The sequence below is a fragment of the Herbaspirillum sp. YR522 genome, from assembly GCF_000282575.1.
In the GTDB taxonomy this organism is placed as follows: domain Bacteria; phylum Pseudomonadota; class Gammaproteobacteria; order Burkholderiales; family Burkholderiaceae_D; genus Herbaspirillum.
The window spans coordinates 24,647-32,095 of sequence record NZ_AKJA01000137.1; the positions used below are offsets into that span (position 1 = coordinate 24,647).

Sequence of the window (7,449 nt, forward strand, 5' to 3'; positions counted from 1 at the left end):
CTCAGCGCCCGGCAGGCCCCAGGACGATATGGCCTCCCACCGGGCCGTCGATCTCGATGCCGGTGTCCGAGATGTTCATCAGCCGCTTGGCGCCGTCGTAGCCGTTTTCGCGCAGCTTGAGCACCGATATCTGGCGTCGGTTGACCTGGTCCTGCAGCGTGTATTCGAGCAGCATGATGTTTTCGTAGAGCTGCGAGGCGAAGCGCTCGGTGGGCGGGTGGTCGTCGTGGAAATACGCCAGCTGCTCGGTCATGAAGGTCGTCACGCCGTAGGTACGCAGTTCATTGGACAAGGCCACGACGAACGAAACGCCTCGCTGCGGCTGCACCACGATGCTGCGCATGCCATCGATGCCATCGATGAGCAGGCGCGCAACGCCGCGTTGAGCGATGTCGTCGAGCATGCGCTTGGCCAGGTCGTCGCACAGCATTTCCAGCGGCAACTGCCACAACATCCCGAGACTGCCGTCGGCCAGGTAGGGCTCGAGCTCGATACCGGCCCGGCGCGCCTTGACCACTAGCCGCTGTGGCGACTCCGAAAAGCCGACGATAAGGCACTTCTCGCCTTGCTTGAGACCTTGCTCGATGAAATGCAAACCCATCAGTGTCTTGCCCACGCCGGGGCTGCCCAAAAGGCATGTGATGGAACCACCGACGACACCACCGCCGATGCAGCGATCCCATGAGGGGATGCCGACGCTGACCAGCGTGTCGACCGGTCCGGGGACCTTGCGCTGGCGCGTGGCCACCGCCTCCAGCCGTGGGAATATCTGCAGGCCACCGCCGTTGATCTCGAACACATGCTTGCCCAGCAGGTGATTGGCACCCCGTACCTTGAACACCTTGATCTCGCGCACCAGCTGCATGCCCTGTTCGTACTGGCTCAGTTCGATCACGCCGTCGACCAGCGTGTTCTCGGACTCCGGCAGGTTGCCCTCCACCGGCGAGAGCAGGATGGTGGTGCAGTTCATGGTGAACACCAGCGAATTGAGCGCGTGCATGAATTCCGACAGGTTGAGGTCGGAAGGCCCGGTCTCGCGCACCGAGCGAAAGCCATCGATTACCAGCAGGTGGGGACGATGACGATTGAGTTCTGCCGTAATCAGCTTGAGCAGGCCGCGCAGGCCTTCACTGGCCAGGCTGCCATAGCCGCTCAGCAGCAAGATGTTGCTACCCACCAGTTGCTCATCGAAGAAGTCGAAGTTGCTCACGTGGTTGAGCATCTTGGCGTGCGACTCGGCAATCAACGTGAGCACCATGACCTTGCGCCCTGCGCCGGCCTGCATGAAACCGATCTGGCACGCCAGCGTGGTCTTGCCGCTGCCGGCCAGGCCCTGGATCAGGTACAGGCTGCCTTCGGGCAGGCCACCGCCGAGAATCTCGTCGAAACCGGCGATCCCGGTCCTCAACAGCGGAATGCGGCTGGTGCGCCCGGGGTTGGTATGTGCGGCCTTGCCGTCATTGTCCAGCGTCGTTTGCTTTGAATCCGTCATGGGAACGCGTGACCTTATTGGTATGCGAAGATGCAATTTTGAGTGGCATTATACGTTTGCCTTCGCTGCTCGTTGGGCTCGCTTCCATTCATTAAGTTGCATGCGCTGTATCAATGGGCATCCTGTTAGCTTATTACCATCCTCCACCGCTACCTCAGCCATCATGCGCCTGCTGATCCTGTCCGACCTGCACCTCGAAGTCTGGCGCCACGACGCCCCGCCCATCCTGCCGCGGCAGAGCCGCCCCGACGTGGTGGTGCTGGCCGGCGATATCGGTCCTCCGGCCGAGGTGCTGCACTGGGCCGGGCGCCATTTCGCCGGTCTGCCGGTGCTGTTCGTGCCCGGCAATCACGAGGCCTACGGCAACAGCTGGGAAGGCGCCATGCGCGAGCTGGCCCGGCAGGCGCGCGACCTGCCCGATGTGCATCTGCTGGACCGGGCCGAACTGGTCATTGGCCAGGTGCGCTTCCTGGGCGCCACGCTGTGGACCGACTATGCCTTGTTCGGCCCGTCCATGACGGCGTTGGCCATGGCCGCAGCGCTGCCGGTGATGGCCGACTACCGGCGTATCACTGTCGAGCATGGCGGTGTCCACGACATGCGCCCGGAAGATACCGTCAGCCTGCACCAGCGCGACCTCGCCTGGTTGCGCGAACGCCTTCACGCCCCGTTCCCGGGTCGCACCGTCGTGGTGACGCACATGGCGCCGTCGATGCACTCGGTGGCGCCGCGCTATGCCGACGATCCGGTGTCGGCTGCCTTCGCCTCGCGCCTCGATGAGCTCGCCACGCTGGCCGACCTGTGGGTGCATGGCCATACCCACGACTCATTCGACTATCGACTGCAGGGCTGCCGGGTGGTGTGCAACCCCTGCGGTTACATGCGCCGTGACGGCTCACCCGAGAATGCGCGCTTCGATCCGCAGTTCATCGTCGAGATCTGAGCCCGGCCCCAGCCGTGGCGTGACCAATGAAAAGGGGCGCGTCACCACGCGCCCCGCTACGTTCAAGACCAGGTTCCGGCCAGCCAGGGCCGCCTATCTCACGGCTGCACGACGCCAGCCAAGGCCGGGCAAGGCCGGCAGCAGCAGTCCCACGCTCAGCAATCCCATGCCCAGCAGCAGGTCGGGCGACAGCGTTTCGCCGAAAATCAACGATGACAGCGCCAGGCCGACCACCGGCACGCCCAGCATGCACACCGACACGGTCACCGGCGACAGGCGCTGCGTCATCTGCAGCACGATCATGAAGGTCAAGGCGGTGGCCAGCGGGCCGGTGTAGCCGATCACGTACCAGGAATGGGGGTCCTGCAGGAAGCTGGGCGCGCCTTCGAACAGCAATGCGATCAGGCACAGCGGCACGCCGGCGACCAGCGTCTGCCAAGGCAGCAAGTCGAAATCGAGCTTGACGCCCGGGGTGAGCTTGATCTGCAGGATGTTCATCGCCCACGACAGCGAAGCCACGCCCAGCATCAGGTAGCCGATCATGCTGTGCAAGTCGGCATGCAACAACGCCGGCAGCACGATCACGGCCATCCCGGCGTAGCTGAACACGGTCGCCATCGATTGTTGCGGACTCAGTCTTTGCTTCAACACCAGCGCCGCACCCGGCACTACCCAGATCGAGGTGGCATAGGCGATCAGCGATGCCCGACCCGGCATGACGAAATGCAGCGCGCCGGTGACCAGGGCGGTGAACAAACCCATCTGCAGCACACCCACGCCGATGACGACCGGCCATTCGGCACGCGTGGGCAGGCGCAGCTTGCCGATGCACAGGGCAATGACGAAGCTCAGCAAGGCAGCCGAGAAGAACCGGCTGGCGGCGAACCACAAGGGGGGAATGTACTGGCTGCCGAACTTCATGACCGGCCAGTTGCCGCCCCAGATGCAGATGGCCACGACGACGCATACCAGGAACAGGCCGCTCATGGGCTTGTGGGCCGGGGTGGCGGAGGAAAGTGCGCCGGAGGGCGCGGTGGCGGTCGACATTGCAGGCTCCATGAACAGACGGGGGCTGCGTCGACCGCGCCGGATGGCCCTCGATCGATGCTGCAGCGCTTCCAAAACGGTGTCCATGGTAGACAAGAGCACGCCGATAGTGCTGCCGAAAAGCACGGGCGACCTTATCGAATTCAGCAACAAATGCCGAAAAACTCATCATTCACGGATTTTAAATTCGAGAAGCCCACAATGATGCAGAATATGACGCTTCTGGTGCATGCACTCCGGAAAGTGGTGCAGGTGCGGCGGACACGGCCGAGAGATACAGCCAGTTTGTCGAAAAATCATTTTCCGATGGCTGCCCCGTTTATCCCGCATTTATGCCCGGCACCCGAAGTTATATCCGGATTAGATGCGCCCCCTCCTAAGCTGCGGGCTTCTCAACCCGTGGAGTCTTCCCATGTTCGGCCTTGTTCCATCTTCTTTTTCCGCTTCGACCCGCAGCCCCGGCGATTCGACCGAGCAGGCGCGCCTGCGCCAGGCCAACCGCGCCGGCGCCGCCACGCTGGCCGGCGCCGGACTGTTGCTGGCCATCGCCATGGCAGCACCTGCGGCGCACGCCGATGAAGCCAGCTCGTCCTTTCACGCAAGCGGCAACATCGGCATAGCCAGCCAGTATGTCTTCCGTGGCCTGACCCAGACCAATGGCAAGCCGGCGCTGCAAGGCGGCTTCGATCTCGGTCACGACAGCGGCCTGTACGCTGGGGTCTGGATGTCCAACGTCAGCTGGATCGGCGACACCAATCCGGCCGCATCGGCCTCGCTGGAAGCCGACTTCTACGCCGGCTGGAAACCGGCGCTCAACGACTGGCTCACGGCCGACCTGGGCGTGCTGCGCTACGCCTATCCGGGCAGCTATCCGGCCGGCATGGCCCGTCCCGACACCACCGAGCTGTATGTCGGGCTGGACGCCAAATGGATCGCTTTCAAGTATTCGAGCAGCCTGGGCAACACCTTCGGCGCGCCGGACACACGCGGCAGCAGCTATGCCGACCTCGGCCTGAGCCACGAGCTGGCCGGTGGCGTGACCGGGGTGGCCCATGTCGGCCGCCAGCGCTATACCGGCGCGTCATCCGCCGCCCTGTCCTATACCGACTGGAAGCTGGGCGTCACGCGCGACTTCTCCAGTTACCTTCTGGGGCTGTTCTACACCAGCAGCAATGCCGCCGATGCCGGCTATACCTTGAAGGGCAAGAACATCGGGCGCTCGCAGCTGGTGCTGAGCCTGACCAAGGCCTTTTGAACCGCCTGCCAGGGGTGGCCCCGGCTGCCGGCGTCATGCCGGTGCCGTGGCCTGTATTGCGCCTTGGGATAATTGCGGGCCCGGTCGATGACGTGTAGGGTACGTCTTGCCCGGTGCTGCGCCATGCAGCCAGCGCCGCCGGCGCATTGCCGGATGAAAACGTTAGCACCGCACTCGCCTTTGCGATGTGTTAGTTTTTGACTAGCGAACTCATCAGGATTTCCAATTTCACGGCCCGATGGTGCCGATGCTACCATCGCTTTTCCGTTGCAGTCCTGTCCCAGGCCCACCGTATCTACAAGTCGATTCCCAGGAGAAAAGCGCATGTCCGAACCAGCAAAGTGTCCGTTCAACCATACAGCCGGCGGCGGTACCGGCAACCGCGAGTGGTGGCCCAAACAACTTCGAGTGGACCTGTTGGCCCAGCATTCGGATAAATCCAATCCGATGACCTCGCAATTCAATTACGCCGAAGCCTTCAAGAGCCTGGACCTGGCCGCCGTCAAGCGCGACCTGGCCGCCTTGATGACCGACTCCCAGGACTGGTGGCCGGCCGACTTCGGACATTACGGCCCGCTGTTCGTGCGCATGGCCTGGCACAGCGCCGGCACCTATCGCATCGCCGATGGCCGTGGCGGCGCCGGTCGCGGCCAGCAACGCTTCGCGCCACTCAACAGCTGGCCGGACAACGTCAGCCTGGACAAGGCGCGTCGCCTGCTGTGGCCGATCAAGCAGAAATACGGCAGCAGGATCTCGTGGGCCGACCTGCTGATCCTGACCGGCAACGTGGCGCTGGAGACCATGGGTTTCAAGACCTTCGGCTACGCCGGCGGGCGCCAGGATGTATGGGAACCGGACCAGGACGTGTACTGGGGCACCGAGACCACCTGGCTGGGTGGCGACGACCGTTACGGCAAGGGCAAGGGATCGAGCCCGATGGGCGAGATCACCGCCGACCCCGACCGCCACGGCCAGGAGCAGGACCGCACCGAACCGGCCGGCCGCAATCTCGAGAATCCGCTGGCTGCGGTCCAGATGGGCCTGATCTATGTCAATCCCGAAGGTCCGGAAGGCAACCCCGACCCGATCGCGGCGGCCAAGGATATCCGCGAGACCTTCGCCCGCATGGCGATGAATGACGAGGAAACCGTGGCCCTGATCGCCGGCGGTCACACCTTCGGCAAGACCCACGGTGCCGGTGACGCCAAGCACGTAGGCCGCGAGCCCGAAGGCGCCGACCTGGAACACCAGGGCCTGGGCTGGAAGAGCAGCTTCAACAGCGGTGTCGGGCGCGATGCCATCACCAGCGGACTGGAAGTGACCTGGACCCAGAAGCCGACCGAGTGGACCAACCTGTTCTTCGAGAACCTGTTCAAGTTCGAATGGGAACTGACCAAGAGCCCGGCCGGAGCCCACCAATGGGTAGCCAAGGGAGCCGCGGCCGACGTGCCGGACCCGCAGGGCGACGGCAAGCGCTTGCCGACCATGCTGACCACCGACTTGTCGCTGCGCTTCGACCCGGCCTACGAACAGATCTCGCGCCGTTTCCTGGCCCATCCGGAACAGTTCGCCGATGCCTTCGCCCGCGCCTGGTTCAAGCTGACCCACCGCGACATGGGTCCGCGCGCGCGCTACCTGGGTCCCGAAGTGCCGGCCGAGGAATTGATCTGGCAAGATCCGGTGCCGGCCGTGGATCATCCGCTGGTCGATGCGCAGGACGTGGCGGCACTCAAGGCCAAGGTGTTGGCCAGTGGCCTGACGGTGCCGGAACTGGTCTCGACAGCCTGGGCATCGGCTTCAACCTTCCGCGGCTCGGACAAGCGCGGTGGCGCCAATGGCGCCCGGATCCGCCTGGCGCCGCAGAAGGATTGGGCGGTCAACCAGCCGCAGCAGCTGGCACGCGTGCTGCAAGTGCTCGAAGGCATTCGCAACGACTTCAATACCGGCGCCAGGAAGATCTCGCTGGCCGACCTGATCGTGCTGGCCGGTAATGCCGCAGTGGAGCAGGCAGCACAGGCCGGCGGCCAGGCAGTCACGGTGCCGTTCGCCCCGGGCCGTACCGACGCCACCGAGGCCCAGACCGATGCCGATTCGTTCGCGCCGCTGGAACCGGTGTACGACGGTTTCCGCAACTTCACCAAGCAGCGCTTTGCGGTTCGCGCAGAGGACCTGCTGATCGACAAGGCCCAGCTGCTGACCCTGACCGCTCCGGAAATGACGGTACTGGTCGGTGGCCTTCGGGTGCTGGGCGCCAATGTCGGCGACAGCAGGCACGGCGTGCTGACTTCGCGCGTGGGCACGCTCAGCAACGACTTCTTCGTCAACCTGCTGGACATGGATACCGAGTGGAAGGCAACCTCGCCGGCCCAGCAGGAATACGAAGGCCGCGATCGCAAGACCGGCGCGGCCAAGTGGACCGGCACCCGGGTCGACCTGGTGTTCGGCGCCCATGCGCAATTGCGCGCGCTGGCCGAGGTCTATGCTGGCTCCGACGCCCAGCAGAAGTTCGTGCAGGACTTCGTGGCAGCCTGGACCAAGGTGATGAACCTGGATCGCTTCGATCTGGCGTAGACGTCATGCGCTGACGAAGGCCAGGCCCCTGATGCCGTTCAGTGCACACTGAACGGCATTTTTTGCATTGAGAGACCGTCCGGGCGGAGTAGGTCCGTAGGGGACCGTATCGAAGCCGCCCCGACGCACCGGCATGAGCGC

At 64.2% G+C, this 7,449-nt stretch carries 5 protein-coding genes; 3 read left to right on the top strand and 2 right to left on the bottom strand.

Annotated elements, in window-relative coordinates:
- Nucleotide 1: 1 nt before the first annotated feature.
- The gene (locus PMI40_RS19735) at nt 2-1,492 is read right to left on the bottom strand and encodes an ATPase domain-containing protein (RefSeq protein ID WP_008119021.1); all 1,491 of its coding nucleotides are present in this window, start codon (nt 1,490-1,492) and stop codon (nt 2-4) included.
- Nucleotides 1,493-1,655: 163 nt separating this feature from the next.
- Between PMI40_RS19735 and PMI40_RS19740 the strand changes: the two genes are divergently transcribed.
- Nucleotides 1,656-2,435 carry a metallophosphoesterase gene (locus PMI40_RS19740; RefSeq protein ID WP_008119022.1) on the top strand — a complete coding sequence of 260 codons (780 nt, stop codon included), beginning with the start codon at nt 1,656-1,658 and terminating at the stop codon, nt 2,433-2,435.
- Nucleotides 2,436-2,528: 93 nt separating this feature from the next.
- Here the strand turns inward: PMI40_RS19740 and PMI40_RS19745 are convergent, their stop codons facing one another.
- Entirely contained in the window at nt 2,529-3,482 is a 954-nt protein-coding gene (locus PMI40_RS19745; protein WP_008119023.1) for a DMT family transporter, read from the bottom strand.
- A gap of 412 nt (nt 3,483-3,894) precedes the next feature.
- Between PMI40_RS19745 and PMI40_RS19750 the strand changes: the two genes are divergently transcribed.
- The gene (locus tag PMI40_RS19750; RefSeq protein ID WP_008119024.1) at nt 3,895-4,737 is read left to right on the top strand and encodes a TorF family putative porin; all 843 of its coding nucleotides are present in this window, start codon (nt 3,895-3,897) and stop codon (nt 4,735-4,737) included.
- Between the two features lie 324 nt (nt 4,738-5,061).
- Complete coding sequence (gene katG, locus PMI40_RS19755; RefSeq protein WP_008119025.1) at nt 5,062-7,308, top strand: catalase/peroxidase HPI; 2,247 nt, start codon at nt 5,062-5,064, stop codon at nt 7,306-7,308.
- Nucleotides 7,309-7,449 lie beyond the last annotated feature (141 nt).